Origin of the sequence: Pseudomonas graminis, from assembly GCF_013201545.1 — a bacterium.
Lineage (GTDB): Bacteria > Pseudomonadota > Gammaproteobacteria > Pseudomonadales > Pseudomonadaceae > Aquipseudomonas.
Genome location: NZ_CP053746.1, coordinates 210,415 through 236,726, shown reverse-complemented (window position 1 = coordinate 236,726; position 26,312 = coordinate 210,415). Strand labels below are relative to the sequence as shown.

Here is a 26,312-nt window from a genome sequence, read left to right as displayed (position 1 = left end):
TCCGTACCGGCCGCTTCGCGAGCAAGCTCACTCCTACAGGGGAGCAACCAATTCAGATGCGCTTTCGCGAACCCCGATACTCACTCGGCGACGCCCCGGTCAGTGCCTTGAACTGGCGGCTGAACGCGCTGTGATCGGTGTACCCGCAGCGCAAGGCGATCTCGGTGATCGACAGGTCTTCCTGCAACAACCGCGACGCCTCACCCAGCCGCGCCTTGTGAATCATCTGTCGGGGCGTCAGCTGGAAGATGCGTTTGCAGTGCCGCTCCAGCTGGGCGATGGACAGCCCGGCAATGGCCGTCAGTTGCTCAAGGGTGATGGGCCGCGCGAAGTGTTCGCGGATGTAAGCGTCGACCTCGACCAGCTTCTGATACGCCGGATGGGTCGTCTGCAGGATTTGCAGATCCCGGGAAATACCCGCCAGCCCGATGATTGCGCCGTGCCGGTCGCGCAGTGCGATCTTGTGGGTCAGGCACCAGATCGGCTGATTGCCGTAATACAGGTGCAGCTCCAGCTGATCGCTGAGTTGCCTGCCATCGGCCAGGACACGGCGGTCCTGGGCGGTGTACAACGGCCCGAAGCGGGCGGGGAACACTTCCTCGGCGGTCAGCCCGACGATCTGGCTTTTCTCTTTGAAACCGCAGCGCTGTACCAGCGTCTGGTTGACCAGCGCATAGCGGGCCTGGGCGTCTTTGACGAAGAACACCACCCCGGGAAGGGTATCGAACAGCGGCGCGACCAACGCCAGGCTGGCAAGCAGTTGGTCGAGGTTGTGCAAGGGCGCGGTGGGGATGAGGTCGATCATGTTCACGGGCGGGAGGGCCGGGCAGAAGATGGATCGATGATGCGGGATGTTGGATGCGGCGGCTAGTCGGCGGGGCGGCTGGAGTCGCCGTATCAATATGAGCTGGCCTAATGACCCCGGACACCTCAATGGGGGAAACTGTACCCATTGAGGAACGATCATGACCAAGAAATACAGAAAATTCGATGCAGCCTTCAAGCTTGATGTCTGCAAGCTCATCGTCGATCAGGGCCAGAGCGTGAACTCGGTCTGTCTTGACATGAATCTGAGTGATACGGCAGTGCGTCGTTGGGTTGAGCAATACAAGGCCGAGCTGTTGGGCGGGCCGGGTATTGGTAATCCATTGACCAGTGAGCAGCAGCGAATTCGTCAGTTGGAGCAGCAGATTCGGCAGCTAAAAATGGACAACGACATCCTAAAAAAAGCCACGGCCTTCTTTGCCCGCGAATTGAAGTGATCCATCAACTGGTTCACCAATTACATCGCAAGGCCTACCCGGTGGCTCATATCTGCCGGGTTTTGCGGATCAGTCGTTCCGGGTTCTATGAAGCTCGCCAACGTTGCCAGAAACCCAAGCCCATCTGCAATGCAGCGGCCATGGTCAAGGCGACATTCGAGTCCAAAGAACACTGCTACGGTAGCCGCCGCGTGCTGGGCGCGCTGCGTGATGAAGGTGTTTCCATCGGTCGTTTCAAGGTTCGTCGCCTCATGAAACAGCAGGGTCTGCGCCCGATCTGGAAGCGCAAGTTTATCCACACAACCGACAGTAACCACAACTTGCCGGTTGCTGAAAACCTGCTTAATCGCCAGTTCAACCCCAAGGCAATCAATCAGTCATGGGTCGCAGACATCACCTATATACGCACACGAAGCGGTTGGGTCTATCTGGCTGCGGTTATGGACCTGTTTTCACGCAAAATCGTCGGCTGGGCCATGGCACCCCATATGCGCGCCGAACTGGTGACCAGCGCGATGCAACTGGCCATTGCTCAAAGGCAGCCTGAACCGGGCCTGATTGCCCACTCGGACAGAGGCAGCCAGTACGCGGGAGCTGCTTATCAATCGCTGCTGACTCGCAACGGGATGCGTTGCAGCATGAGCCGAAAAGGTAATTGCTGGGACAATGCAGTGATGGAGCGCTTCTTCCTGAACCTAAAGATGGAGCGCACCTGGAGAAAGGATTACGCCAACCACGGCGAAGCAATAAAGGACATCACTGATTACATCGTGCGGTTCTATAACGAGGGGCGATTGCACTCGACGTTGGGCAACATGACGCCCAATCAGTACGAGCGGCAAGCGGTCTGACAATCACCGATTGAGGTGTCCGGAAAAAGTTGACCACTTCAATAAATCAGTCCTCTTGGAACAGCGCTCTGAGTGCCGATATCCTTGCAGACGAAGAAACTGTGGGAGCGAGCTTGCTCGCGAAGGGGGCGAGACATCCGCTGGATATTCCGCGTTCGGAACACCGTCTTTGTGAGCAAGGTGGAGCGCCACCCCGTTCACTCACGCAATTTAATAAATCAGGCGCTTTAAACAGGGGCACCCTCGTCCAGACACGCCAGCGTCGAAATCCGCGCCGGGCTGAAGGGCGGGCGTAACAACGGGGGTTCCCAGCCGAACAACGTCTGCGCCGCCGTTGCACAGATGCGCCCCTGACACGCGCCCATTCCACAGCGGGTGGCGAGTTTGGCGCCGGTCCAACTGCCATGATTCGCCAGGTCCGCGTAACGCACGTCCTCACAGCGGCAGACTATCGTTTCCGGCATCGCCAGATGTTTCAGCGCCGGATTCAGGCGGAACGCCGTGTTCAACCGATCCGCAAAACCCTGCCAGCGCTGCCGCTCAGCCCACAAGCCTCGGGCCTTGTCCCGTTCACCCACCGCCACCAGCCCGGCAATACGCCCTTCGACCAATGCCAGTTCGCTGCCGCCGAAACCGGTGCATTCCCCTGCTGCGAAGTGATCAGCCAGACTGCTCGCCTGCCAGTCGTCGACCACAATGGCCTGATCCCGCACGGTGCAGCCCAGTGCCTGGGCGATCTCGGTATTGGGCACCAGACTGAAACCGCAGGTTAGACGCTCGCAGGCCAGCTCTTCAACGGTGTCGCCCACCTGAACGCGAACGCCTTCCAGACGATCCGTGCCCAGCGCCGCCAGCACATGGGCCGAGGTTCGATAGGCGGCACTGGCCAGCGTGATCGCCTGAATCGCCTTGTTCGGCCAGCGCCACAGCCCCGCGGCAAATCCGGCGACGGCGCTCAAGGGCGCCTGCTCGGCGATTCGCACGACCTCGGCGCCGTGCTTCTGCGCGGTCGCCGACGACGCCAGCAACAGCGGGCCGGTTCCGGCGATGACGATGCGCTCGTCTGTCACCTGCAAGCCGCCTTTTATCAGCGCCTGCAAACCGCCGGCGCCAGTGACCCCCGGCAGCGTCCAGCCGGGGAAGGGCAGCAGCCGCTCCCGCGCACCGGTGCACAGAATCAGTGTGTCGTAACTCAATACCCAGCCGCGCTCGGCGTCTTCCAGCAGCAAGCGTTTCGGCCCCGCCAGCGTGACCACTTTGCAGCCGCTGTGCAGGCGAACGTTGTTCATGCCCTGCAATTGCCCGCGCATATCCCGAGCCTGTTTCGGCACCTGAGCATGTGGGCCGTCGCGCCAGATCTGCCCGCCCGGCAGCGGGTTGTCGTCGAGCAGGGCGATGCTCAGCCCGCGAGGCGCCGCCGCCAGAGCCGCCGCCATGCCCGCCGGACCTGCGCCGATGATCAGCAGATCGACATGCTCGGTCGTTGTCGCGGTCACGGTTACGGTCATGGCTGAGTCTCGACGCGCATGCCGTCGCGGCAGATCGTCTGGCAGGCCAGTCGGCGCAGGCCGTCGATGCTCACCCGGCATTCCTGGCAAATCCCCATGCCACACAAGGGCGCGCGGCGCTGGCCGCTGACCGATGTGCGGCTGCAGCGATCGCCGCTCGACATCAGCGCGGCGGCCACCGTGGTGCCTTGGGCGAAGCGAAAGGGCTGACCATCGATGCTCAACTCAGGCATGGGCGCGGGCTCCGATAAAGCGTTGCGGCAGATAGGGTTCCAGGTCGAGGGGCGGCCGAGTGCGCAGCATTTGCGCGGCCAGCAAGCGGGCGGTGCCGGTTGCGGTGGTGACGCCGAGGCCTTCGTGCCCGACCGCCAGCCACAGCCCGGGTTGATGCGGGTGCTCGCCGATCAGCGGCTGACCGTCGGGGCTGGCGGAGCGAAAGCCGGTCCAGCTGCGAAGGCCGTTCATCTCGCCCAGACTTGGGAGGAAATCCAGCGCCCGGCGCAGCATCCGCCCGAGCATGGCCGCGTCCACCTCAGGGTCGTGGTTGTCGAACTGCCGCGATGAGCCGATGAACAATTGGCCGGTCGGGCGCTGCTGCACATTGAACGCCACCGAGGGGCCGTTGCCCTTGTGGGCGCTGGTGACGTAGCCCAGCTCGACCAGCGTGTGGGTGATCTGCGCGGGGTAGCGGTCGGTGATCAGCAGATGGCCTTTCTTCGCTTGCAAGGGCAGGTCAGGGCACAGCTCGCGGGCGTAGATGCCGCTGGCCAGCACGACGGCCGGGGCTTGCAGCCATTCACCACTCGCCAGCCGAACACGGTTGCCGTGGACTTCCACGACTTCTGCCTGACACTGAACCACCCGTGAAGACTGGCGCTGCAATAGCCAGCGCGCGGCATTGGGCGCGTACAGAATGCCGTCGCCACTAACTTTCAATGCGCCGAGCAGGCCGTCTCGCAAAGACGGTTCCGCCCTTGCCAGCTCGGCACCGGACAGCAACTCGCAGGCCAGACCGTATTCGCTCAGCGCCGCATGCTTGCGCTCGGCTTCTTCCATTTCTTCTTCATTGCAGGCCAGCCACAGGGTGCCGTTGGTGCGCATCGCGCAGTCGTCCGGCATCTGCGAAGCCAGCTCGCGCCACGCCCTGACCGAATACTCCCCCAGCGCCAACTCGGCCGCGGTGTGGTCCAGTACCACCAGATGGCCCATGCCCGCAGCCGTCGCGGCGGGGCGCTGACAATCCAGCACCAGCACGTGCAAGCCCTGAGACGCCAGCTCGTCCGCACACGCCGCGCCGATGATGCCGCCGCCGATAGCGATCACATCAGCGACATGGCCTTGTAGCGTGGACGCGTTGGTCACGAGCGAATGCCCCAGGCGAGCGGGTCTTCGTCGTCCAGCAACAAGGTTGCTTCGGCGCTGATGTAGGCGCGGCCACGAATGGTCGGCACGATACGATCCCCCGCCTGCCGCTCGCCGTGCTCCCAGACGAAACTGCCTTCGAATTGGCTGCCGATCACGCTGGCCTGCTGCCACAGCGTACCGGGCTGAAGTTTGCCGTCTGCTGCCAGGCACGCCAGTTTGGCGCTGGTGCCGGTGCCGCAGGGCGAGCGGTCGTAGGCTTTGCCGGGGCAGAGCACGAAGTTGCGGCTGTCGGCGTGGTCGTCGTCGGCGAACAGCTCGATGTGGTCGATGACGCCGCCGTCTTCGCCGCGAATGCCCTGGCTTTCCAGGGCCTGACGGACCTTCCAGGTGTAGTCGGTGAGGGCGTCGAGGTTATCGGCGGCGACGCTCAGGCCGTGGTCGGCGATCAGGAAAAACCAGTTGCCGCCCCAGGCGATGTCGCCGGTCACGCTGCCGAGTTCAGGCACCTCGACGACGAAGTTCTTGCGATAGCGGTAGGAAGGGACGTTGTCGACGCTGACGGAGCGGTCTTCGTGCAGCGTGGCCTGAACCGTGCCGACCGGGGTTTCGATGCGATGCACGCCGGGGCCGATCTTGCCCAGATGCGCCAGTGAGACCACCAGCCCAATGGTGCCGTGGCCGCACATGCCCAGGTACCCGCTGTTGTTGAAGAAGATCACCCCGGCGCACGCCTCCGGATCGACCGGCTCGCACAACAGCGCGCCGACCAGCACATCGCTGCCGCGAGGTTCGAGCACGGTGGCGGCACGCCAGTCATCAAATTGTTCAGCCAGAAGCCGACGCCGCTCAGCCATGCTGCCCCGCCCGAGATCGGGAAACCCGCCGAGCACCAGCCGCGTCGGCTCACCGCCGGTATGAGAATCGAGGATCTGGATGCGTTTCATGTATTCCCCTCAAGCGGTTATTAATGGCCACCACGACCCCAGCGGGACCGGCGCGTGCACCCGGTGGAGCTGGCTACGACGATCTCTAGTGGGACCGGCTTCAGCCGGGAAGGCGTCGGTCGTCGCACCCGAGATTTATGGTGTTCACACTGACCTCTTCCCGGCTAAAGCCGGTCCCACTAAAGCATTGCGTACACCCGACGTAACTGGCTATCACGATCCTGTGGGACCGGCTTCAGCCGGGAAGGCCTCGGTCGTCACGCCGCAAGTTTTGTGGTGATTACACTGACCTCTTCCCGGCTAAAGCCGGTCCTACAGATCGCGGCGCGGAGCAACTTCACTATTGAGGCAAGAGTGCCGGGAACGACGGCCAAGGTCTTGACCGATTTCGCTCTTCCCAATGACGAAATCGGCACAGCGACCTTCACTTAGATTTCGCTGAGCACGGCGTGGGGCAGGTGGGCGTAGAGGGTTCGGCAGACGCCGATGATGTGGTGTTCGATCAGTTCGGCGGCTTTGTCCACGTCACGATCGGCACAGGCTTTGAGGATCTCGCGGTGTTCCAGGTCGGCGCGCTCTTTGCCTTCGTCGAAACTCATCTGCACCCGCAGGTAGCGTTCGACCTTGTCGTGGATCGAGCGAATCATGTTCAGCAAAAACGGCCGCTGCGCCGCTTCATACAAACAGGTGTGAAACGCCCAGTTCAGCTCGGCCCAGCGCCCGATGTCGTCGTCGTGCATGAACTCGTCACAGATAGCCCGGGCCCGATCCAGCTGTGCAGCGGTCATACGCGGCACGGCGAGACGGATGGCCTGCACTTCCAGCAGCACCCGCACTTCAAAAATCTGCGCCAGCTCCGGCTCGGAAATCCGCGTGACCACGGCGCCCTTGTTGCGCTGGAACTGCACCAGCCCTTCGGCTTCCAGACGCTTGAGCGCTTCGCGCACGGGGATCTTGCTGACGTTGAACACGCGGGCGATGTCGTCCTGACGAATCGGCTCGTCCTCGGCGAACTGGCCGGAGATGATCGACTCGCGCAGGTACTTGGAAATCACCTCGGACGCGGAGGGCGCGACACCGAGGTTGGGGGCGTCAGGAAGAAGGAAAGGCACGCGGATGACTCAGCATTGGGGGACGGCGAATATTGTATACGACGTCCGATTTGTTACGCGCTGTGTCTTTTCACTCCACCGGCAAAACGATCAATGGTTGGCGGTGTACGACAGCATCATCGACAGCTGACACATCGGCCGTCCGCTCTCGGCATGCCATTGGTTGAACGCCGCCTGGACCGCTGCCTGATCGCGCTGGCTGCTGGGCACGCGGTCGACAATCTTCTGGGCGTTGAGCGCAGCGACCACGTCATGGCTGGGGATGAAGGTGTCCTTGCCGACCATGCGCAAAAAGCGCGGCGATGACAGCCCGCCCATTTGATTGCCGTGCTTAAACAGATAACGCCACAGCCCGACGATGTCGGTCACCGGCCATTCAGCAATGAAATTGCCGAAGCTGCCGTGTTCGTGGGCGATGTCGAGGATCAACTGGGCGTTGCGCGGCACGCTTTTGAGCTTGCCCAGGTGGCGGATGATCCGCGCGTCCTGCATCAGGCGTTCAAGGTGATCGCCGCCCATCAGCGTGACCTTTTCCGGATCGAAGCCGAAGAAGGCCTGCTCGAAGGCCGGCCATTTGGCGTCCACCAGGCTGTGCTTGAGGCCGGCACGAAACACCCGCAGCGCCATGGTCGACAGGTAACGGTCGTCGCTGAGGGCTTTCAGTTTTTTCGGCGTGGCGGGAGTGGGCAGATGCGCCTCGAGGGCGGCGACGGAACCAAAGCGGTTGAGGCAGTATTCATGGAGCCATTTGTAGTCTTGCATGCCCTCTCCAAAACAAAATTCATGTGCGCGATCGCTGGTTTAGCGCATTCCGAGTTCAGACCCGGAGCCCCGGCAGGGGGCTCTGTGTTTGACCCGGTTTGAGCGAGGGGTTCCAGCAATCGCGCGCGAGCAACGCCTTGGGCTATTAGCCCTTGGCCGGGTCGAGCAACAGCGCGGTTTTCGCCAGCCGCTGACCCAGCGAACGGCACAGGGTGGTTTCGTGCTCATCCAGCGCGCGCTTGCCATCGGCACCCGCGTGATGACTGGCGCCATAAGGCGTGCCGCCGCCCCGAGTTTCGATCAACGCCGCTTCGCTGTAGGGCAGGCCGCTGATCAGCATGCCGTGGTGCAACAACGGCAACAGCATCGACAGCAACGTGGTTTCCTGACCGCCGTGCAGGCTGGCGGTAGAGGTGAACACGCTGGCCGGTTTGCCTACCAGTGCGCCGGTCAGCCACAGATTGCTGGTCCCGTCGAGAAAGTACTTCAGCGGCGCGGCCATGTTGCCGAAGCGGGTCGGGCTGCCCAAGGCCAGGCCCGCACAGTTTTTCAGGTCATCCAGAGTGGCGTACAAGGCGCCGGCGTCCGGAATGCTCGGCGCCACGGCTTCGCAATCGGTAGACACCGCTGGCACTGTGCGCAGGCGCGCTTCCATGCCGGTCATCTCCACACCACGGGCGATCTGCCGCGCCATCTCTGCAGTCGCGCCGTTACGGCTGTAAAACAGAACCAGAATGTAGGGCGCGCTCATGGCAGGATCTCCAGAATGTTTTCCGGCGGACGGCCAATCACGGCCTTGTCGCCAACGACGAGGATAGGGCGTTCGATCAACTTCGGATGCGCAGCCATCGCGGTGATCAGCTGCTCGTCGCTGAGGCTGGTGTCAGCCAGGTTCAGGGTTTTGTATTCGTCCTCACCTTTGCGCAGCAGACCGCGAGCACCGATGCCGAGCTTGCCCAGCAGGTCGCGCAGTTGTGCGGCGTCGGGCGGGGTCTCCAGGTAATGAATGATGGTCGGCGTCAGGCCGCGGGCTTCAAGCAATTCCAGCGTGCCACGGGATTTGGTGCAACGCGGGTTGTGATAAAGCGTGAGATCGGTCATTTGCGGGTCGCATCTTGCCTTTGGTGGCGGCTATTCTACCTGCGTCACGGTAACGACCGGTAACACGCGGCGAGCGATGCACAATCGCGTAGCGTGCATCTGGAAAAAAGAGCACCTAGAAGGAAACAGCATCATGGCAAGGCGATTGGCAGCGGCGGCAGCACTGATTGGAAGTCTGTTGCTCAGCGGGTGCGGCGTAGACCTCGGCACCGACCAGAATGGCGAGAAAGTGGCCAGCAGCCGCGTCGACAAGCACTGGCTGGTGGTCAATTACTGGGCCGAATGGTGCGGCCCGTGCCGGACGGAAATCCCCGAGCTGAACACACTGTCCGAGCAAGTCAAAGGCCAGAACGTCAGTGTGTTCGGCGTCAACTTCGACAACCTCCAGGGCGAAGACCTGAAGAGCGCAAGCAAAGCGCTGGGCATCACCTTCACCGTCCTGGCCCAAGACCCGGCCGAACAATATGACCTGCCAAAAAGCGAAGCCCTGCCGGTGACCTACATCATCGACGACAAGGGCAAAGTGCGTGAGCAGTTGATGGGCGAACAGACCGCGGCGGGGGTAATGCAGAAGCTGACGGAGTTGAAGGGGAAGGGCTGAAGCAGATCATTGGGCAGTCAGCTTAGATGTGCAACGGCACTGCTCGCTGATTAACGCTCATCGGCCAGAAGCGCCCAGCGCTCGTGATCGCACCAGACCCCGGCGATCTGCAGGTATTTCGGAGAGAACCCCTCTTTCCGAAATCCGAGACGTTTGACCAGCGCGATTGAACGCACATTTTCAGGTTGAATATTGGCCTCGAGACGGTGAAGACCCAACTCTTCAAAGGCATACCTCGTCGTCAGTTCCACCGCCTGGGACATTCTTCCCGTCCCGGCAAACGAGACCATGCCCCAGTAGCTGAGATACGCGTTCTGAAATCCTTTATAGAAAATCTGGCTCAGATTGGTCACACCCACAATCTGGTCGGATTCTCTATCGCGAGCCACGAGCCCAACGCTGGCGCCTGTGGTTTGAGCTGAATACCACTCCTCGAACCCTGAAGCGGTTATGAACGGCTGTACCCAGCGACCGTGGTAATCCCGGCTTTCCCGATTCGCGTGGAGAAGCTCGTCGATATCGGCGCGCGTCACGCGGGCGAGCTTAACGTCTGACATTTCCATCATATGTTCTCGTTACCTGCTTTCCCGATGGTTTCTCCGGCTTGCTGACGCCTATATTTACCGGGGCGATGTGTCCTGCCAGCCTGTGATTTCATGATGAAGACGAGACCGCTCCGAGTCCAATCAGACTGGAAAGTAGGTGCGGTCTGGCGGCCTGTAGGGGCTCGTCACCAGCGTCTGCAGTCGGACAAAAGATGCCAGTCAGCGACCTGACTGCTCACGCAGCGCATCCAGAAGCAGACGAAAAGCTGGTTTGTGTTGGCGCCGGCTTGGGTAGTAGAGGTGATACCCGGTGACGGTGCCAGTCCAGTCCTCCATCAGCCGCACCAGGCGACCTTGTGCCAGATCCTGCTCGACCAGATGCTCCGGGAAGTAGCCCAGTCCGGCACCCGCCCTGACGAAATCACGCATGAGCCAGATGTTATTACTCACCAGATGCCCGTCGGCGCGTACTCTGATTTCTCTCCCGTTTTTTGCGAAAGGCCAACCCCACAATCCTCCCGAGGTGGGCTGGCGCAGGTTGATACAGGCGTGCTCGGTCAGATCCTGTGGCGTCAGGGGTTTAGCACGGTGTTCCAGATAGGCAGGAGCGGCCACCAATGCCATGCGGAAATCCCGGCCAATGGGCATGCTGATCATGTCCTGAGCCAGCTGCGCCCCCAGGCGGATACCGGCATCGAAGCGCTCTGCAACGATGTCGACCAAGGCGTAGCTGTCGTTGATTTCGACCTTGATGCCCGGGTAGTCGGTCATCAATTGCAGCGCAGCCGGAGCAAGGACCAGCTGGGTTGCGTGTTCCATGGAGGTGATGCGCAGGCTACCCGCCGGCATGCCGCTGAGTTCGCTCAGCTCGTTGAGCCCCGACTCGATCCCGTCAAAATGCGGCCCGATGCTGTCGATCAGGCGCGCGCCGGCTTCGGTCGGCGCGACGCTGCGGGTACTGCGGGTCAGCAATTGCACCCCCAGGCGCGATTCCAGTTTGGTGATGGTGCGGCTCAGCGCAGGCTGGGACACGCCAAGCTGCGCCGCTGCCTTGGTAAAACTGCCTTCACGGGCGACCCGCAGGAGGGCCAGGAGGTCGGTGACGTTGTCGCGCACGATTGATGCTCTGCGGTTATAGGTCCATTCCAACCATACCATCTAATCATTTGTAGCCATGATGGCTAGAGTGTCGCATTCGCTTTGCGGCGCTTTCAGGAATCATCTTTTCCATGAGTAAACAAACATTCGATGTGATCATTTTTGGCGCCACGGGCTACACCGGTCGGCTGGTCGCTGAATACTTCTTCACTCAATACGGCGTCGACGGCCCTGTTAAATGGGCCATCGCCGGTCGCAGCATGAGCAAGCTGGAAGCCATTCGGGACCGTTGGGCAAACGCCGCAGCGCTGCCGCTGATCGTGGCCGACGCTCAGGACCGGGCGTCCGTGCGCGAGATGGTTGCCGCGACCCGGGTCGTGATCACCACCGCAGGGCCGTTTTCGGTCTATGGCTCGGACCTGGTGGCCGCCTGCGCCGAGTTGGGGACGGACTACGTTGACCTCTCGGGGGAGATCCCCTGGATTGCCCGGATGATCGGCAGCCATCAGGCCCAAGCCCAGGCATCGGGCGCGCGACTGGTGTTCTCCTGTGGTTTCGATTCGGTGCCGTTCGACCTCGGCGTATGGTTCACCCAGCAGCAGGTCATGAAGAAGTTCGCTCGCTACGCGCCTCGGATCAGGGGCCGCGTGCGCAGCATGCAAGGCGTGCTGTCCGGTGGCACGTTCCTGAGTGTCGATGCTGTGGTGGCAGCGGCAGCGCAGGATCCTGCTCTCGGTGAACTGGTGGCCGATCCGTTTGCCTACACACCAGGATTCAAAGGCGTCGAGCAACCTGATGACCAGACCCCCTACCAGGATGAACTGGCTCAGACCTGGGTCGGGCCTTTCATCATGTCGGGCATCAATTCCAAGGCGGTGCATCGCACAAACTTGCTGGAAGGGCACCTGTGGGGCACGTCGTTTCAGTACGACGAAATGCTGATGCTCAAGGCACAACCGAGCGAAGACGATGAGCCTGGCCTGGCGGGCTTCTCCTTTAATGAGGGCGGTCATCCGCAACCGGGGCAAGGGCCGACACAGAAGGAGCTTGATGCAGGCTTTTATGATGTGTTGTTCATCGCAGAACTGGCAGACGGTCAGGTGCTCAAGGCATCCGTGAGTTGCGACGAGGATCCGGGCTACCTGTCGACCTCCAAGATGTTGGCCGAGTCAGCGATGGCGCTGGCGTTCGATGTGACACGTGAGGAGACCCCGGGCGGTTGCTGGACGCCCGCGGCGGCGTTGAATGAGGCTTTGCTTAAGCGCCTGACTGAAAAAGCCGGACTGAGGTTTACCGTCGAGGGTTAATTCGATAGGCGGCTAAAAAGGCTGAATGTCTTGGACGTTCAGCTTTCAGAGTCTTTAGCCCTCTCAGCAATTAGCCCTCTCAACAAAAGGTGTCCCATGAATCTGCCAAACCGTATGAACTACATCGAGATCACCGAACCCGGTGGCCCTGACGTATTAAAGCTACTGCAGGCTGATGTCCCAACGCCCGGTGATCACGAGCTGCTGATCCGGGTTCACGCCGCCGGCATCAATCGTCCTGATGTCATACAGCGTTCGGGCAAATACCCGATGAAACCCGGCATGACCCCTGTGCCCGGGCTGGAAGTGGCCGGTGAGGTTGTTGGGGTTGGCGCAAACGTGGCCGATTTCAAGCTGGGCGACAAGGTATGTGCCCTGACCAATGGCGGTGGTTACGCCGAATACTGCGTTGTGGCGGCTACCCAATCATTACCGGTCCCCGACGGCGTCGACATGATTCAGGCCGCGGCCATTCCGGAAACATTCTTCACCGTGTGGGCCAATCTTTTCGAGCTGGGCCGTGCCCGAGAAGGCTGCACCGTATTGATCCATGGCGGCACCAGCGGCATTGGTACGACCGCGCTGATGCTGTGCAAGGCCCTGGGGATCAAGGCATTCGCAACGGCTGGCAGCCAGGAAAAGTGCGACCGGATCCGCGAACTGGGTGGCGAAGCGATCAATTACCGCGAGGTGGACTTCGCTCAAGAGATCGCCCGGCAAACCCACGAGAAGGGCGTGGACGTGATTCTCGACATCATGGGCGGGAGCTACTTCGAGAACAACGTGGCGTCACTTGCACGACGCGGTCGACTGGTCATTATCGGTTTCCTGGGCGGCAGCTCTGTCAAGGACTTCAATCTGCTGGCGTTGATGGAAAAGCAAGGCTCGGTGACCGGGTCGATGATGCGTTCGCGCAGCGCGGAGGAAAAAGCCGAGATTGCTCGCGCCATACGAGCCAATGTCTGGCCGTTGTTCAGTCAAGGCGAATGCTTGCCGATCATTGACCGTGTTTTCCCCCTCGCCGACGCAGCACAAGCGCATCAGCGAATGGAACAGGGCGACCATGTCGGCAAAATCGTGCTGAAGGTGTTGTGAATGGAAATCGCCCGGTGCGCATCATTGACTGCCCGCCGGGCGATGTTCATTTTTTGTTTGAGGTGTCCATGGTCGTGGGGGTGGCGAGCGCCTGCTTCTGTCCGGTTTTAGTCACATGCTGAGGAATCAGCAGCACACGCTTACCGCACCAGAACTTCACACAGACCAAAGCGGTCACATCGCTAGTCCCGACGAGTGATGCGTATGAGCCTCTTAGAGCAGGAAATGCAGGACCGTGAACACCCCGTTGCCGAGGACATTGCGCTGCAGCGCAAAGTCTGGAAGTTCCAGAGGGTTGGCTGGTATGTGCTGACGGCGGTTGTCATCCTGACGTTACTTGGCCTGTTTTCCAGAGGCCCGCTCAGCACAGTCGAAGCGGTGAGTGAGCAGGGTGATCTGACGGTGGAATACGAGCGTTTCCACCGAGGCGGCGGAACCAATCCAATGGTCGTTCAGGCCACGGGACAGCCGGGCAAAGAGGTCACGCTGTCCATTGGCAAGCCGATGCTGGATGGCTTCAGCATCGAGTCTATCCAGCCGCAGCCGGTCAGCTCCGTGGGCAGTCCTGAAGGTTTGAGCCTTACGTTCCCCAACGACAAGAGCGGTCACGTCACACTCTTTATTTCATGGCGCAGCAACGGCATTGGGCTGTTTAAAAGTCGGATCGGTATCGTTGGCGGCGGCCACATTCCCGTTACTCAGTTTATCTACCCATAGGTGCTCAATGGACGCCGTACTACGCGCGGGTGCGATTTATCTGGCACTGATGGTGCTCTTCAAGATTTCTGGCCGACGATCATTGGGCGAGTTGACGTCGTTTGATTTCGTGCTGCTGATGGTCATTGGCGAAGCCACCCAGCAAGCACTGCTGGGCGATGACTTCTCCGTGACCAATGCGATTCTGGTCATCGTGACCTTGATGGTGATCGACATCGGGCTTTCCCTCGTCAAGCGCCGCTCCAAACGCTTGGCCAAGCTGATTGATGGGGGGCCGACGATTGTCGTTGAAAACGGCGCTTTCCTGCGGCATCGCATGCATGAGGCGCGCATCCAGGAAGATGACATCCTGGAAGCTGCAAGGATAGAGAAGGGCTTCGAGCGAGTGGAGCAGATCAAGTACGCGATTCTGGAGCGAAACGGCAAGATTTCGATCATCCCCGCCTGATCATCTGCCCGGCCTGGGATCGGCAGGATCACTCTCGGTTAATTGCCAAGGCTAATGCACGTCGACAGATTGTCCCTATGTCTTGGGAATGCCAGGGTTTAGGGATGAAAAGGGGCGCGTATCCAGACTCCAGGATCTGTTGCCCTCGTCCCCCGGAGGACAGGATCACAGGTATCCGGGGCCAATGAGCCTGCACCCGATTAGCCAGCCCGATACCGCTCAGCCCACCCGGCATATGGATGTCGGACAGGATGAGGTCGGCCCCTCCCGAGGTTTCGCACAACCAGTCCCAGGCATCGTCGCCTGTCTCTGCTGTTACCACCTCGAAGCCTTCGGTCTCTAAAATTTCATGGATCAAACTGCGGATGAGCCAGTCATCTTCCACCACTAAAACGGTTGATAACACTGTCCTGTGTCCATGCTGGTTCGTCGTGCAGTTGGACTGGGCCACTGTCTTCTGGTTCCCACTTCCGATACAGCCGTGACTCAGGTCTCTTTGCCCGGTAAACGGCTATAACTGAGTGCCGCGAGTTCTGTGCAAAGCCTGAAGCGCCCTTGAATATCGGGATAGCGATCAACAAGACCGGCGAAGCGTGCCCAACGAGCCGGTACAATCCCCTGTCGCTGACAACCCGGAGCCTGCGCCTTTAATGTCGTTGTTTAATCGTTTGACTGCATTTTCAACCCAGAGCGGCAGGGCGGTCGGCCTGGTCTGGGCGACTTCCCGGCCATTGTTCAGCGGTTTGATCGTGGCGACGCTGATCGCCGGTATATTGCCCGCGCTGGCCGCCTGGATCGGCCAGCGGATTGTCGATGCGGTGGTTCAGGCGATGCAGATCCACGCCAATGGCAGCCAGGCGCCGGTATGGCCTGTCCTGCGTTACGTGTTGGCCGAGGCGGGCGTATTGGCGTTGCTGGCCGCGGCGCAACGGGCGCTTTCAATGCAACAAGCGCTGCTGCGGGTGCAGTTGGGGCAGAAGGTCAACCTGATGATCCTGGAAAAGGCCCAGACCTTGTCGCTGCTGCAGTTCGAGGACTCGGCCTTTTACGACAAGTTGGTGCGCGTGCGGCGCGATGCATCGACCCGGCCACTGGGCCTCGTCACCAAAGGACTGGGGCTGACGCAAAACCTGATCTCGCTGGTCAGCTTTGCGGTGCTGCTGGTGCATTTTTCCCCTTGGGCATTGCTGATCCTGGTGCTCGGCGCGCTGCCGGTGTTCTTCGCCGAGACGCATTTTTCCGGTAATGCCTTCCGCCTGTTTCAGCGCCGTGCCCCGGAAACTCGTCAGCAAAATTACCTGGAAGCATTGCTGTCCCATGAGTCGCACACCAAGGAAGTGAAGCTTTTCGGCATGGCGCCATTGTTGCTGCAACGCTATCGCGACAATTTTACCCGCCTGTACGCCGAAGACCGCCGGCTCACCGTGCGACGCGACGTTTGGGGCTTTGCCCTCGGACTGTTGGGCACTGCCGCGTTTTACGTGGCCTACGCCTGGGTGGTCATGGACACCGTGCGCGGCCAGACCACACTGGGGCAGATGACGATGTACCTAGTGCTGTTCAAGCAAGGCCAGGTCGCCATCACGGCCAGCCTCAGCGCGATTGCCGGTTTGTACGAGGACGGCCTGTACCTGTCTGACCTCTACGAATACCTTGAGGTGCCGGTGGCAGCTGCACGCGGCACGTTAAAGGCCGGTGCGCGCCCGGGCGACGGCCTGCGCTGCGAGGGCCTGGGTTTCCGCTACCCGGGTGCCGCGCAGCCCACGCTCAGCGACATCAGCCTGCACCTGACGCCCGGCATGAGCCTGGCCCTGGTGGGCGAAAACGGCTCGGGTAAAACCACATTGATCAAGTTGCTCACCCGACTCTATACGCCTGACGAAGGCCGGATCCTGCTGGACGGCAGCAACTTGCAGGACTGGGACGAAAAGGCCCTGCACCAGCGCATCGGGGTGATCTTTCAGGACTACATCCGTTACCAGATGACGGTCGGCGAAAACCTTGGGGTGGGTGACGTCGGAGCGTTCGATGACCAGGACCGTTGGCGCGATGCGGCCACTCAAGGAATCGCCGCCGAATTCATCGAACGCTTGAGCAACGGCTATCACACGCAGTTGGGGCGCTGGTTCGCCGGTGGGCAGGAACTGTCCGGTGGGCAATGGCAAAAGCTGGCGTTGTCCCGGGCCTACATGCGCCGTGAGGCTGATCTGCTGATTCTGGACGAGCCTACGGCCGCCCTCGACGCTGCGGCCGAGGCTGCCGTATTCGAGCACTTCCGCGAGTACGCGAAGGGGCGCATGACGTTGCTGATCTCTCACCGATTCTCCAGCGTGCGCAACGCTGATCACATCATCGTGCTGGATCAGGGCCGGATTCTGGAACAAGGCAGCCATGTGCAACTGATGGCTGGAGGCGGGCGCTATGCCAGCCTTTTCGACATCCAGGCGCGTGGGTATCGGTAACCGCCCAGGCCGATCAATTGGTGGGCGGGACTGCAGACCAGATGGTGCCAATCCCTGATTTGCCTTGACCGCGATCCTCTTGGTTACGGAGCGGAACATCGCACCACTGGAACATGCGGAGCACACATGGACAGGAAGGCCAAGAACATACTATTCAAATCATACTGGGGTAGCGATGGTCGGCACCCTCTCCCGAAAGCGGAATCTCAAGACGTCGCCTACGCAAAAGCTCAAGGAGCAGTGGCTGCACTTTGGGGTGGAGAGGACAAGTTCGATCATGAGGCCGTGGGCAAACACTTCGGTAAGTGGCACCGCGGGTGAGGTCAGTCATCGTCGGCTTATGCTACCGGGTATCTCTCATCTCTTATGGTCCATCCACTAACTCCACTCAGCTTCAGGTCGCAGCCTGCTGCTTCAACCTGCGACTCAACCCGGGCGTTTTCCCCGTAACCCGCTTGAACGCCCGACTGAACGCCGCCTGAGACGTATAGCCCAATCGCTGCGCGACCTCTTCAATCGGTACCCTTTCCAGTGTCAGCCACTGGCTCGCCAGCCGCATTCGCACTTCGGTGACGTAGCGCAGCGGGGTCATGCCAATCGTCAGTTGAAAACGCTCTGCAAAAACCGAACGGGACGTATTGCAGTGCGCCGCCAGTTGCTCGACGGTCCAGTCGCGACCCGGTTGCTGGTGTAGCGCCAGAAGTGCACCCGCCAGCCGCGGATCGCGCAGAGCGGCAATCAGGCCCAAGGCGTTGCCGCAGGCGCACTCGACCCAACCGCGAACGACCATGGCGGCAACCACGTCGGCCAGCCGCGCGAGGATGCCGGCGAAGCCGATGCGTGCGGCGCTGACCTCGCGCTCCATGGTGGTGAGAATAGGGACCAGCCCAGGGTAACGCTGGCCGCCGGCATCGATCAGCATCAGGCTCGGCATCAGCTTGCCAAGACCATGGAGGCTGCCCAATTCGAATTCCATGCAGCCGCTGAACACCAGTGCGGTCGGCATAGACCCGGCATCGGTTCCGGTGTCCACCGCGCTGATGGTGTCGCCGAGCGGCTCGCCGTCCAGAAGGTCGATGTCCTGCACCGGCACGTGCGTGTGCGAGAGCAGTTGATGGGCTGCGCCGTGGGAGATGAACACGGCGTTACCGGCGGACAGCGCATAGGTTGTTCCGTCTTCCATGCGCAGTACCGCGTTGCCGACCGCCAGGAAGTGGAACCAGGCGTGACCGGGTTTGGCAGCGAAGCCCAGGCCGAAGGTCGGGCCCGCCTGGATACGCCGGTACTCGACACCGCGCAGGCGCATGCCGCGCAACAGCTCGTTAATGAGATCGGAAGAAAGAGCAAATTGATCTGTCGGCATCGTTCAGGTGTTTCAGTCAAAAAAACGGGTTTTTCGATCATAGATCATCCAGATTCGCACGCCTAGACTGCGGGTCAATTGAAGATTGGGAGATCTGTGCAATGACCGACCTTATATGCAATGCCGTTCCCGAAAGCCGTTCGGGCGCAGGGCCAGATGCAGAACCTGCAACCCCCGCGTGGATGGCCGTATTCTCGTTGGCCATGGGCGTCTTTGGCTTGCTGACTGCCGAGTACCTGCCGGCCAGCCTGTTGACGCCGATGGCGAGGGAGCTGGCGGTGTCCGAAGCGCTGGCTGGTCAGGCGGTAACGGTGACAGCCGTGGTGGCACTCTTCGCCGGCCTGTTGGTGCCCACCCTGACTCGCAGCATTGATCGCCGGTGGGTGCTACTGGGTTTTTCCACGTTGATGATCGCCTCCAATCTGCTGGTCGCCGTTTCCTCCAGTTTCGCGGTGCTTTTGTTGATGCGTATCTTGCTGGGTATCGCGCTCGGCGGGTTTTGGAGCATGGCGGCGGCGGTTGCGATGCGCTTGGTGCCCGGGGCTTTGTTGCCGCGAGCGCTCTCGATCATTTTCAGCGGCATCGCCATCGGGACGGTGGTTGCGGTCCCGCTGGGCAGTTATCTGGGCGGGCTTTATGGGTGGCGCAGCGCGTTCTTTGCGGCGGCGGCAGTGGGGGTGGTGACCCTGGCTTTCCAGTCGTTCACGCTGCCGAGCCTTGCGCCGCGCCGTCCGGCCCGTTTGCGCACGGTGCTTGAAGTGCTGCTGCGCCCCGGCATCGCCATGGGGATGTTCGGTTGCGTGCTGGTGCACAGCGGCCACTTCGCGATGTTCACGTATATCCGGCCATTCCTCGAGGGCACAACCGGCCTTGGCCCGCAGGGGCTATCGTTGATGCTGCTGGGTTTTGGTGTGGCGAACTTTGTTGGCACGTTGGTGGCGGGGTGGCTGCTGACTCGTCACCCGCTGGCCACCCTGGCGCTGATGCCCGCGCTGGTGGGCGTTGCGGCACTGGCGTTGGTCCTGTTGCCGGCCTCAGTGCCAGGGCAGGCCGTCTTGCTGGGGTTCTGGGGCCTGGCTTTTGGCGGTGTGCCGGTGGCGTGGTCGAACTGGGTCGCCAACGCGGTCCCTGACCAGGCGGAAAGCGCCGGGGGCATGGTAGTGGCGTCTGTACAGTCGGCCATTGCCACAGGCGCAGCCGCGGGTGGTGCAATGTTCAGCCTTGGTGGCAGCGCAGGCGTATTCGTGGCGGCGGCCGTGGTCATGCTGCTCGCCGCGTTGCTGATTGCACTGCGTGTGCGAGTTGCTTCGGCAGATAGCGCTTTCCTTAAACAGTCGGCACTCCATTTATGATCTAGCGCTTCAAGCGGCGCCGATCTGCCACAGAGGCTTTTTTCTCCGCTAGCTACTGGCGGGCCTGGAACTCGACTCGATCCCGGCACCCGGCAGTTCATGGAGGTCCATTTCCCAGGGGGGAGGGGACGGGGCTTTCGACTACACCACGCCTGACGCCACAATACGTCCTCGACCACCACCCCTTGCACAAAACCGTTCCTGCACTATCGTACTGCCTGAGGTAGTACGCGACCGAACCCGATGGGTTGCTTTAGGCGCTTTCGAGCGATGGCAACTTATCGGGGGTTTACATGCAGGACGTGACACGATTTCACGCGCTGGACAGCCTGCGCGGTATCTGCGCAATAGCGGTTGTCCTTTACCATACCCATGTCGTCGGCAGCATCACGGAGTGGACGTTTTTCTCCAACGCCGACCTGTTCGTCGAGTTTTTCTTCGTCCTCAGCGGCTTCGTCATGGCCCATGCCTACGGAGGCAAACGCCAACTGGACCTCAGCCGCTTCCTGGTTTCGCGCACCTTTCGCCTGCTACCCCTGCATGTTTTCATGCTCGCGGTATTCGTTGGCCTGGAATGCCTCAAGTACGCCGCCTACAGGCGAGGGTTTTCCTTCAACCAGACGCCCTTCACCGGCATTTACGCGCCGTCGGAGATTCTGCCCAACCTCCTGCTGCTGCAGAGCTGGACGCACCTGACGGAAAACCTGTCATTCAACACCGCGTCCTGGAGCATCAGCATCGAGTACTGGACCTACATACTCTTCGCCGCCACCGTGCTCATGGCGTCTCGGCGATACCTGCTGTGGACAGTCATTGCCCTCGTCGGATTTGCTCTGCTTTACCGCCAGATCGATGTGCTGACCGTCTACGCGCAAAAAGGCGTGGGCTGCTTCTTCGGCGGTGCACTGGCCTACGCCTTTTTCAGTCGCCTGAGAGGTTGGATAGCGCCTGGCTTTGCATTACTCAGCGTGCTGGAAGCCTTGGCAGCAATCGCCATCTGGTGGGTGCTGACCTCGGACTTGCCGCAGAAAGTACTGGCGGCCAGCGCGGTGTTCTGCGTGACCATCGTGCTGTTTGCCTTCGATGGCGGGGCGCTGTCGCGCGTGCTCAAGCACGAATTCTTCGCTCGCCTTGGGCGGTTGTCCTACTCCATTTACTTGACCCATCTGGCCGTGCTGTTCTTCGTGATTTCGGCCTTCATGGTGGTGCAGAAAAAAACCGGCTTTGAAGCCGCGCCGATGCTGGGTGATATCCGCTATTTGGATACCGGGCATGTCTGGCTGAATAACCTGCTCCTACTGCTGATTTTGACGGTTGTCGTGACGATTTCTACCGCGACCTATCACTATGTCGAGCTCAGAGGGCAATCGGTGGGCAGGCAGTTAGTGCGGCGCAGGGTGGCGACGTCCGCGCCCTGATCGTCAATATTTATAAATTTATCAAACACATAGTCAGAACCAATTCAGCAATCGCGGGCTCTAGCCGTAGGCTTTCACTCTCAGAACAACCAAAAACAGAGAGAGAGACCGAGATGTACTTACCCCGATCCCCTATCGCGGCCAGCCTGATTGGCGCGAGCCTGATGGTCAGTTCTGTCGCGTACGCAGACACGTTGACGCGCGACAATGGCGCCGCCGTTGGCGACAACCAAAACTCTCAAACCGCCGGCCCGAGCGGCCCGGTTCTCCTGCAAGATGTGCAATTGCTGCAAAAACTTCAGCGCTTTGATCGTGAACGCATTCCGGAGCGTGTCGTGCACGCTCGCGGTACGGGCGTGCATGGCGAATTCGTTGCCTCCGACGACGCCTCGGACCTGAGCAAGGCCAAGGTCTTCAGCAAGGGCGAGCACACCCCGGTGTTCGTGCGGTTTTCAGCCGTTGTCCATGGCAACCACTCCCCTGAAACCCTGCGTGACCCCCGCGGTTTTGCCACCAAGTTCTACACGGCCGACGGCAATTGGGACCTGGTTGGTAATAACTTCCCGACGTTTTTCATCCGTGACGCGATCAAGTTCCCGGACATGGTTCACGCCTTCAAGCCTGACCCGCGCACCAACCTGGATGACGATTCCCGACGCTTCGACTTCTTCTCCCACGTCCCGGAAGCCACCCGCACCTTGACCTTGCTGTATTCCAACGAAGGGACACCTGCCAGCTATCGCACCATGGACGGCAACGGCGTACACGCCTACAAACTGGTGAACGCCAAGGGCGAAGTCAACTATGTGAAGTTTCACTGGAAAAGCCTGCAAGGCCTGAAGAACCTCGACCCCAAGCAGGTCGCTGAAGTGCAGTCCAAGGACTACAGCCACCTGACCCATGATCTGGTTGGCGCCATCAACAAGGGCGACTTTCCGAAGTGGGACCTGTACGTCCAGGTGGTCAAGCCTGAGGACCTGGCGAAATTCGACTTCGACCCGCTGGACGCCACCAAAATCTGGCCCAATATTCCCGAGCGCAAGATCGGCCAGATGGTCCTGAACAAGAACGTGGATAACTTCTTCCAGGAAACCGAGCAGGTCGCCATGGCACCCGCCAACGTCGTGCCGGGTATCGAGCCTTCGGAAGACCGCCTGCTGCAAGGCCGGGTATTTTCCTACGCTGACACGCAGCTCTATCGCGTGGGCCCTAACGTGTTGAGCCTTCCGATCAACGCACCACGGGTCAAGGTCAATAACGGCAACCAGGACGGCCCGCTCAATACCGGCCACACCACCACCGGCGTGAACTATGAGCCAAGCCGACTCAATCCGCGTCCGGCGGTTGAAGAGGCGCGCTACAGCCAACTGCCTTTGTCCGGCAGCACGCAGCAGGCGAAGATCCAGAAAGAGCAGAACTTCAAGCAGGCGGGCGACTTGTATCGTTCCTACAGCGAGAAGGACCGCAAGGATCTGATTCAGAGCTTCGGTGAATCCCTGGCGACCACCGACACCGAAAGCAAGAACATCATGCTGTCGTTCCTCTACAAGGCGGATCCGGAATACGGCACCGGCGTGACCAAGGTTGCCAATGGCGACTTGGCCAAGGTCAAGCAACTGGCCGCGGCACTGAAGGACTGACCAACCACCTCGGCCCGCTTGCACAGCAGGCCGAGGTTTTGGAGGGCATCACCTTTTGAAGGACATCACATGCGCAAAACCCTTTATGGGCTGTTGCTGTGTCTGACGGCGATCGTAGTCCACGCCGCCCCGTCAGACACCGGCAGCGCCGCCGATACCCAGGCACAACTCAAGGAGCTGTTTTTCCAGGCCGCCCGAGAGGGGCGCCAGGACATGCTCAACGAGTTCATCAATGCCAAATTCGACCTGAATGTCCAGGACGACAAAGGCTATACCGCCCTGATTCTTGCCGCTTACCACGGCCAGCAACCGGCCGTGACCCAGCTGCTGAACGCTGGCGCCGATCCGTGCGCCAAAGATCTGCGAGGCAATACGGCATTGATGGGGGCGATCTTCAAAGGCGAGCTCAGCATCGCCCGGCAACTGGTCGCCGCGAATTGCGCGCCCGACCAACGCAATAACGCGGGTCAGACAGCGGCGATGTACGCGGCGCTGTTCCATCGCAAGGATGTCCTTGACGCACTGGCCGCCAAAGGCGCGGATCTCAACGCAACGGACGCCATGGGCAACCGGGTGCAGAACCTTGAGCGCGGCGAGTTTCAGCCGTTACCGGCGGCACGGTGATTCAGGCAAAGCGCGTTCGGTAGTTCGGATCGGATCGGTTTGCTTCCGGCCAGAACCACAGTGGTTTGCCTCGAGCCGGCCAGAGCTGCATGGCTCGTGGGGCGACACATCCCACCGCTGCACTCGTAGACCTAATGCTCTCTCGTCATAGACAACTGCCTGCCAAGGCTGTCCTTAACAGGCGCTTTCCCTTGGGTGGCAAGTGCAAATAATTCGTTACAACTAAGTCGTACGACATCATACGTACTGTGGTCGACTGTGCATCTCCCAACAAATACAACAATTGAGATCCCTTATGCCGAGCACTCCCTCCGCCGAAGGTCAGGCTACAACGCCAACGCAAAGCCGCGTCGTTAGAATATTCAAGCTCCTGGGCCCCGGCATCATCGCCGTCCTGGCCTGGCTGGGCGCAGGTGACTTGATTACTTCCTCTGTCGCCGGTGCCAACTACGGGTACGCCATGATGTGGGTGCTGGCAGTCTCGCTGCTGCTCCGGTACCTGATCGTCAACATCATTGCCCGCTTCCAACTCTGCAATAACCAAGGCATGACCATCCTCCAGGGCTATGCCCAGTTGCATCCATTTTTCGGATGGTTCCTGCTGGCGTATGCCCTGCTAATGGGGCATTTGATGAATGCCTACATGATCAAAGGCGCTGGCGAAGCGTTGGCCATGCTTTTCAAGATTGACTACCCGCTGCTTTGCTCCGTGGCAGTCGTACTGGCGGTATGGATGCTGGTGGGCCGGAATATCTATTCGTTGATCGAAGGCGTGATGAAAGCCTTGCTCGCCGTCATGACACTGGCATTCATGGCCTTGGCGCTGATGTCCGGGCCGGACGTGACGGGGATCATCAAGGGCACCATCGGCTTCAGCATTCCGCCCGATGAAGGCGTCCACGGCGCACTGCTGGTTGCCGTCTCGGTAATCGGTGCAGTCGCAGGCTCTGTTGCCAACTTCGTGCATCCGTATGTAATGCGCCAGAAGGGTTGGGTCGGGCCGGAGCACAAGCGTGTTCAGCGCAACGACCTGCTATTCGCAGTGTTCGTGGGCATCATCATCAACCTGGCGATCTGGATCGTTGGCGCGGAGATCCTGAGACCCAACGGCATTGAGGTCAACACCCTTGCGGATCTGGGCAAGGCGCTGGAAATGTTCTTCGGCTCGATTGGCTGGTACATATTCTTCATTGGCGTGTTCGCCACGCTGTTCGCCAGTATTGCCGGCAAGACGACCGCCTTCCCAATGTTGATCACCGACGCCTTCCAGCAAGTCAAACCCGAGCGCCGCGAACGTTTTGGCAAAGAGTTTCACCACGACCCGATGCACAAGTGGTTCATGTTGTTCATCCTGGTCACACCTTTGATCTGGTCGCTGCCGGGCATGCCCGACTTTGTCACCCTGACCATCGGCGTCAACGCGTTGAACATTATTGGCTTGCCAGTGATCTCCCTTGGCCTGTTGATCATGTCCAATCAGAAGTCATTGCTGGACAAGCAATATCGCAACAACATCCTGGAGAACATCGCACTGGTATTCGCCACGGGGCTTGCACTGTGGGTTGCCTTCCAGTTGGGCGTGGATTTGTTTACCTGATGCACAGCGGATACTCCGCAGGTTGCATCACCAACACTCCGGAGTTTCAGGTTGCTCGATGTTCTCTTGATCGGGAACTCAGCTCACCACCAGCGAGGCGGGATTCGAAGTCCCGCCTCTGTTTAAGCGCAAACCGGGTTTGACAGGTTCCTGTCGCGGGCAACAGCTCGAATTCACAACGATGAGCAGTCTTTAAACGGTTGAAGCTGATGTATCGGGGCTACTGCTCATTCGCACCCGATCGCAGGGCAAACCACGTGCCTGCAAGCCCCCGCCAGACTCAGTTTTCTTCCAGCCAGAACCGCAACGGTTTGCCCTGGGCAGGCCAGAGGCGCAATTGCTCGATGGGCGACACATCCCACCGCTGTACCTTGCCCATCGCCTCAAGGAACCGGTGCTCCTGCTCCATCAGCGCCGGCGCGCACAGTTTGCGGGTGCTGCCGACCGGGCCGAACGTGATCGCATTGCCCTGCAACTGGTACGACGCGAACCAGTGGTTGCAGCCGGCGTTGCCGTAGGCGCGGCCGTCGTTGCCGAGGGTCATGGTCAGGTGGCTGTTGTCGATCAACGGCCGTTCACCGATCCATTCCAGCACGTAGCCGTGGTCTTGTTTGAGCGCAGGGGTTTCGGTGGCGCATGCCGTCAGCAGCATGGCCCCCAGCAGTGTCAGCAAAAGCGGTTTCATGCGGCTTTCTTCGCGCAGGCAGGGCAGAGGTGGTTCTCGCCGACGACCTTCCAGCCCAGCTCCTCGATGCGCGCAGTGGCGGCAGGCTTGAGGGCTTTTTTGCCGTCCTTGCCGTCGACCATGAATTCGATGTCGCGCTCTTTGCCGCAGTCGTTGCAGTTCACCTTCCACTGATGGATCGCCAGCTCGGTGAACGCCGGGCCGTTGGCCACGGCCACCCACTGACCGGTCGGGTTGATCAGGTGGCGGACTTTTTCCACGTTCAGGCGCATAAACAACTCTTTGCTGCCTTTGACGGTGACCAGCAGCACGTCGTCGGGCTTGATCGAGCCGCCGTTGCCGGTCACTTGGTAGCGACCGACGGCCAGACTGCGGCATTCGATCAGGGTGTGTTGCGGGGTGAGCATGCTGTAACGGAAATCGTGTTCGGCCATGGGGGTCTCCAAATAGGCGCG

Annotated in this window: 27 protein-coding genes; 12 read left to right on the top strand and 15 right to left on the bottom strand. The window is 60.5% G+C overall.

The window, feature by feature from the left end; translation table 11 throughout:
* Window positions 1-52: 52 nt before the first annotated feature.
* Window positions 53-805 carry an AraC family transcriptional regulator gene (locus tag FX982_RS01140; RefSeq protein WP_172609323.1) on the bottom strand — a complete coding sequence of 251 codons (753 nt, stop codon included), beginning with the start codon at window positions 803-805 and terminating at the stop codon, window positions 53-55.
* Between the two features lie 160 nt (window positions 806-965).
* On the opposite strand from FX982_RS01140, the gene FX982_RS01135 reads away from it, so the two are divergent.
* A protein-coding gene (locus FX982_RS01135) for an IS3 family transposase (protein ID WP_172609322.1) occupies window positions 966-2,113 on the top strand; the annotation gives its coding sequence in 2 pieces (ribosomal slippage) (window positions 966-1,221 and window positions 1,221-2,113; 1,149 coding nt in all).
* 227 nt (window positions 2,114-2,340) lie between these two features.
* Here FX982_RS01135 and FX982_RS01130 read toward each other — a convergent pair.
* The 8 genes from FX982_RS01130 to arsC form a co-directional block, all read right to left on the bottom strand.
* Window positions 2,341-3,621, bottom strand: coding sequence for an NAD(P)/FAD-dependent oxidoreductase (locus FX982_RS01130; RefSeq protein ID WP_172609321.1), 1,281 nt, complete (start codon window positions 3,619-3,621; stop codon window positions 2,341-2,343).
* Window positions 3,618-3,854, bottom strand: coding sequence for a (2Fe-2S)-binding protein (locus tag FX982_RS01125; protein ID WP_065992824.1), 237 nt, complete (start codon window positions 3,852-3,854; stop codon window positions 3,618-3,620). Before FX982_RS01125 ends, FX982_RS01130 begins: the two co-directional genes overlap by 4 nt.
* Window positions 3,847-4,983, bottom strand: coding sequence for an NAD(P)/FAD-dependent oxidoreductase (locus FX982_RS01120; protein WP_172609320.1), 1,137 nt, complete (start codon window positions 4,981-4,983; stop codon window positions 3,847-3,849). Before FX982_RS01120 ends, FX982_RS01125 begins: the two co-directional genes overlap by 8 nt.
* Window positions 4,980-5,930, bottom strand: coding sequence for a 4-hydroxyproline epimerase (locus FX982_RS01115; RefSeq protein ID WP_172609319.1), 951 nt, complete (start codon window positions 5,928-5,930; stop codon window positions 4,980-4,982). Before FX982_RS01115 ends, FX982_RS01120 begins: the two co-directional genes overlap by 4 nt.
* 428 nt (window positions 5,931-6,358) lie before the next feature.
* On the bottom strand, window positions 6,359-7,042 hold the full coding sequence (locus tag FX982_RS01110) for a GntR family transcriptional regulator (protein ID WP_172609318.1): 684 nt from the start codon (window positions 7,040-7,042) through the stop codon (window positions 6,359-6,361).
* Between the two features lie 90 nt (window positions 7,043-7,132).
* On the bottom strand, window positions 7,133-7,804 hold the full coding sequence (locus tag FX982_RS01105) for a DNA-3-methyladenine glycosylase I (protein WP_108120502.1): 672 nt from the start codon (window positions 7,802-7,804) through the stop codon (window positions 7,133-7,135).
* Between the two features lie 145 nt (window positions 7,805-7,949).
* On the bottom strand, window positions 7,950-8,555 hold the full coding sequence (gene wrbA, locus FX982_RS01100) for an NAD(P)H:quinone oxidoreductase (protein WP_122535730.1): 606 nt from the start codon (window positions 8,553-8,555) through the stop codon (window positions 7,950-7,952).
* Entirely contained in the window at window positions 8,552-8,905 is a 354-nt protein-coding gene (gene arsC, locus FX982_RS01095) for an arsenate reductase (glutaredoxin) (protein ID WP_172609317.1), read from the bottom strand. The genes wrbA and arsC overlap by 4 nt, the downstream gene beginning before the upstream one ends.
* Before the next feature lie 133 nt (window positions 8,906-9,038).
* Here arsC and FX982_RS01090 point away from each other — a divergent pair, with 133 nt between their 5' ends.
* Window positions 9,039-9,506, top strand: a complete 468-nt coding sequence (locus tag FX982_RS01090) for a TlpA family protein disulfide reductase (protein ID WP_108120499.1) — start codon at window positions 9,039-9,041, stop codon at window positions 9,504-9,506.
* Window positions 9,507-9,556: 50 nt separating this feature from the next.
* On the opposite strand, the gene FX982_RS01085 is transcribed toward FX982_RS01090, so the two are convergent.
* A complete protein-coding gene (locus FX982_RS01085; RefSeq protein WP_216843205.1) occupies window positions 9,557-10,072 on the bottom strand; it encodes a GNAT family N-acetyltransferase in 516 nt (171 codons plus the stop codon).
* Between the two features lie 198 nt (window positions 10,073-10,270).
* The gene (locus FX982_RS01080; RefSeq protein WP_172612950.1) at window positions 10,271-11,170 is read right to left on the bottom strand and encodes a LysR family transcriptional regulator; all 900 of its coding nucleotides are present in this window, start codon (window positions 11,168-11,170) and stop codon (window positions 10,271-10,273) included.
* 110 nt (window positions 11,171-11,280) lie between these two features.
* On the opposite strand from FX982_RS01080, the gene FX982_RS01075 reads away from it, so the two are divergent.
* The 4 genes from FX982_RS01075 (at window position 11,281) to FX982_RS01060 (ending at window position 14,716) form a co-directional block, all read left to right on the top strand.
* Window positions 11,281-12,456 (top strand): saccharopine dehydrogenase family protein, encoded by a 1,176-nt coding sequence (locus tag FX982_RS01075; RefSeq protein WP_172609316.1) that lies wholly within the window; start codon window positions 11,281-11,283, stop codon window positions 12,454-12,456.
* Window positions 12,457-12,552: 96 nt separating this feature from the next.
* The gene (locus tag FX982_RS01070; protein ID WP_172609315.1) at window positions 12,553-13,551 is read left to right on the top strand and encodes an NAD(P)H-quinone oxidoreductase; all 999 of its coding nucleotides are present in this window, start codon (window positions 12,553-12,555) and stop codon (window positions 13,549-13,551) included.
* A 204-nt stretch (window positions 13,552-13,755) separates the two neighbouring features.
* Window positions 13,756-14,268 (top strand): hypothetical protein, encoded by a 513-nt coding sequence (locus FX982_RS01065; RefSeq protein ID WP_172609314.1) that lies wholly within the window; start codon window positions 13,756-13,758, stop codon window positions 14,266-14,268.
* 7 nt (window positions 14,269-14,275) lie between these two features.
* On the top strand, window positions 14,276-14,716 hold the full coding sequence (locus FX982_RS01060; protein WP_122622233.1) for a DUF421 domain-containing protein: 441 nt from the start codon (window positions 14,276-14,278) through the stop codon (window positions 14,714-14,716).
* Window positions 14,717-14,744: 28 nt separating this feature from the next.
* Here FX982_RS01060 and FX982_RS24645 read toward each other — a convergent pair whose 3' ends face one another.
* On the bottom strand, window positions 14,745-15,101 hold the full coding sequence (locus tag FX982_RS24645; RefSeq protein WP_367948771.1) for a response regulator: 357 nt from the start codon (window positions 15,099-15,101) through the stop codon (window positions 14,745-14,747).
* 265 nt (window positions 15,102-15,366) lie between these two features.
* Here FX982_RS24645 and FX982_RS01050 point away from each other — a divergent pair, with 265 nt between their 5' ends.
* Complete coding sequence (locus FX982_RS01050; protein WP_172609313.1) at window positions 15,367-17,178, top strand: ABC transporter ATP-binding protein; 1,812 nt, start codon at window positions 15,367-15,369, stop codon at window positions 17,176-17,178.
* A gap of 394 nt (window positions 17,179-17,572) precedes the next feature.
* On the opposite strand, the gene FX982_RS01045 is transcribed toward FX982_RS01050, so the two are convergent.
* Window positions 17,573-18,541, bottom strand: a complete 969-nt coding sequence (locus FX982_RS01045; RefSeq protein ID WP_172609312.1) for an AraC family transcriptional regulator — start codon at window positions 18,539-18,541, stop codon at window positions 17,573-17,575.
* A 101-nt stretch (window positions 18,542-18,642) separates the two neighbouring features.
* Between FX982_RS01045 and FX982_RS01040 the strand changes: the two genes are divergently transcribed.
* From FX982_RS01040 to FX982_RS01020, 5 genes are all read left to right on the top strand, one after another.
* Window positions 18,643-19,893 (top strand): MFS transporter, encoded by a 1,251-nt coding sequence (locus tag FX982_RS01040; RefSeq protein WP_172609311.1) that lies wholly within the window; start codon window positions 18,643-18,645, stop codon window positions 19,891-19,893.
* Window positions 19,894-20,186: 293 nt separating this feature from the next.
* Window positions 20,187-21,311, top strand: a complete 1,125-nt coding sequence (locus FX982_RS01035) for an acyltransferase family protein (protein WP_172609310.1) — start codon at window positions 20,187-20,189, stop codon at window positions 21,309-21,311.
* A gap of 164 nt (window positions 21,312-21,475) precedes the next feature.
* Window positions 21,476-22,951, top strand: a complete 1,476-nt coding sequence (gene katB, locus FX982_RS01030; protein WP_254074902.1) for a catalase KatB — start codon at window positions 21,476-21,478, stop codon at window positions 22,949-22,951.
* A 69-nt stretch (window positions 22,952-23,020) separates the two neighbouring features.
* Window positions 23,021-23,575 carry an ankyrin repeat domain-containing protein gene (locus tag FX982_RS01025; protein WP_172609308.1) on the top strand — a complete coding sequence of 185 codons (555 nt, stop codon included), beginning with the start codon at window positions 23,021-23,023 and terminating at the stop codon, window positions 23,573-23,575.
* Window positions 23,576-23,870: 295 nt separating this feature from the next.
* Complete coding sequence (locus tag FX982_RS01020) at window positions 23,871-25,172, top strand: Nramp family divalent metal transporter (RefSeq protein WP_172609307.1); 1,302 nt, start codon at window positions 23,871-23,873, stop codon at window positions 25,170-25,172.
* A gap of 280 nt (window positions 25,173-25,452) precedes the next feature.
* Here the strand turns inward: FX982_RS01020 and FX982_RS01015 are convergent, their stop codons facing one another.
* A complete protein-coding gene (locus FX982_RS01015; RefSeq protein WP_172609306.1) occupies window positions 25,453-25,857 on the bottom strand; it encodes an META domain-containing protein in 405 nt (134 codons plus the stop codon).
* Window positions 25,854-26,291 carry a hypothetical protein gene (locus FX982_RS01010; RefSeq protein WP_065992852.1) on the bottom strand — a complete coding sequence of 146 codons (438 nt, stop codon included), beginning with the start codon at window positions 26,289-26,291 and terminating at the stop codon, window positions 25,854-25,856. The genes FX982_RS01015 and FX982_RS01010 overlap by 4 nt, the downstream gene beginning before the upstream one ends.
* Window positions 26,292-26,312 lie beyond the last annotated feature (21 nt).

What these genes read in the sequence shown, in the direction of transcription:
- FX982_RS01010 (WP_065992852.1), bottom strand. Translation starts at nt 26,291, where the DNA reads ATGGCCGAACACGATTTCCGTTACAGCATGCTCACCCCGCAACACACC.
- FX982_RS01115 (WP_172609319.1), bottom strand. Translation starts at nt 5,930, where the DNA reads ATGAAACGCATCCAGATCCTCGATTCTCATACCGGCGGTGAGCCGACG.
- katB (WP_254074902.1), top strand. Translation starts at nt 21,476, where the DNA reads ATGGTCAGTTCTGTCGCGTACGCAGACACGTTGACGCGCGACAATGGC.
- FX982_RS01070 (WP_172609315.1), top strand. Translation starts at nt 12,553, where the DNA reads ATGAATCTGCCAAACCGTATGAACTACATCGAGATCACCGAACCCGGT.
- FX982_RS01065 (WP_172609314.1), top strand. Translation starts at nt 13,756, where the DNA reads ATGAGCCTCTTAGAGCAGGAAATGCAGGACCGTGAACACCCCGTTGCC.
- FX982_RS01020 (WP_172609307.1), top strand. Translation starts at nt 23,871, where the DNA reads ATGCCGAGCACTCCCTCCGCCGAAGGTCAGGCTACAACGCCAACGCAA.
- FX982_RS01090 (WP_108120499.1), top strand. Translation starts at nt 9,039, where the DNA reads ATGGCAAGGCGATTGGCAGCGGCGGCAGCACTGATTGGAAGTCTGTTG.
- FX982_RS01045 (WP_172609312.1), bottom strand. Translation starts at nt 18,541, where the DNA reads ATGCCGACAGATCAATTTGCTCTTTCTTCCGATCTCATTAACGAGCTG.
- FX982_RS01025 (WP_172609308.1), top strand. Translation starts at nt 23,021, where the DNA reads ATGCGCAAAACCCTTTATGGGCTGTTGCTGTGTCTGACGGCGATCGTA.
- FX982_RS01015 (WP_172609306.1), bottom strand. Translation starts at nt 25,857, where the DNA reads ATGAAACCGCTTTTGCTGACACTGCTGGGGGCCATGCTGCTGACGGCA.
- FX982_RS01075 (WP_172609316.1), top strand. Translation starts at nt 11,281, where the DNA reads ATGAGTAAACAAACATTCGATGTGATCATTTTTGGCGCCACGGGCTAC.
- FX982_RS01105 (WP_108120502.1), bottom strand. Translation starts at nt 7,804, where the DNA reads ATGCAAGACTACAAATGGCTCCATGAATACTGCCTCAACCGCTTTGGT.
- FX982_RS01130 (WP_172609321.1), bottom strand. Translation starts at nt 3,621, where the DNA reads ATGACCGTAACCGTGACCGCGACAACGACCGAGCATGTCGATCTGCTG.
- FX982_RS01125 (WP_065992824.1), bottom strand. Translation starts at nt 3,854, where the DNA reads ATGCCTGAGTTGAGCATCGATGGTCAGCCCTTTCGCTTCGCCCAAGGC.
- FX982_RS01035 (WP_172609310.1), top strand. Translation starts at nt 20,187, where the DNA reads ATGCAGGACGTGACACGATTTCACGCGCTGGACAGCCTGCGCGGTATC.
- wrbA (WP_122535730.1), bottom strand. Translation starts at nt 8,555, where the DNA reads ATGAGCGCGCCCTACATTCTGGTTCTGTTTTACAGCCGTAACGGCGCG.
- FX982_RS01040 (WP_172609311.1), top strand. Translation starts at nt 18,643, where the DNA reads ATGACCGACCTTATATGCAATGCCGTTCCCGAAAGCCGTTCGGGCGCA.
- FX982_RS01140 (WP_172609323.1), bottom strand. Translation starts at nt 805, where the DNA reads ATGATCGACCTCATCCCCACCGCGCCCTTGCACAACCTCGACCAACTG.
- FX982_RS01060 (WP_122622233.1), top strand. Translation starts at nt 14,276, where the DNA reads ATGGACGCCGTACTACGCGCGGGTGCGATTTATCTGGCACTGATGGTG.
- FX982_RS01085 (WP_216843205.1), bottom strand. Translation starts at nt 10,072, where the DNA reads ATGATGGAAATGTCAGACGTTAAGCTCGCCCGCGTGACGCGCGCCGAT.
- FX982_RS01050 (WP_172609313.1), top strand. Translation starts at nt 15,367, where the DNA reads ATGTCGTTGTTTAATCGTTTGACTGCATTTTCAACCCAGAGCGGCAGG.
- arsC (WP_172609317.1), bottom strand. Translation starts at nt 8,905, where the DNA reads ATGACCGATCTCACGCTTTATCACAACCCGCGTTGCACCAAATCCCGT.